This window comes from Photorhabdus viridis, from assembly GCF_040256935.1.
GTDB classification, from domain to species: domain Bacteria; phylum Pseudomonadota; class Gammaproteobacteria; order Enterobacterales; family Enterobacteriaceae; genus Photorhabdus; species Photorhabdus viridis.
The window spans coordinates 1-223 of record NZ_JBEJZY010000533.1; the positions used below are offsets into that span (position 1 = coordinate 1).

A 223-nucleotide genomic window follows, 5' to 3' on the forward strand; every position below is an offset into this window, starting at 1 on the left:
TTATTCCGACATTTTGTATTCATTGAAAACGGCGCGGGGTGAAGGTTATGTGTATTGCGTGATCGAACACCAGAGTTCCCCGGACAAGATGATGGCATTCCGGCTGATGCGCTACGGTATTTCAGCCATGCAACGGCATCTGGAGCAGGGACATGAAAAATTGCCGCTGGTCATTCCGGTGTTGTTTTATCACGGGAAAATACAGCCGTATCCCTGGAGTACC

The 223-nt window shown here is 49.3% G+C and carries 1 protein-coding gene; it reads left to right on the forward strand.

Going from position 1 to position 223, the window contains the following annotated elements; translation table 11 throughout:
* The coding region (locus ABR397_RS24420; protein ID WP_350307933.1) for an Rpn family recombination-promoting nuclease/putative transposase at positions 1 to 223 on the forward strand (223 nt) is incomplete at both ends.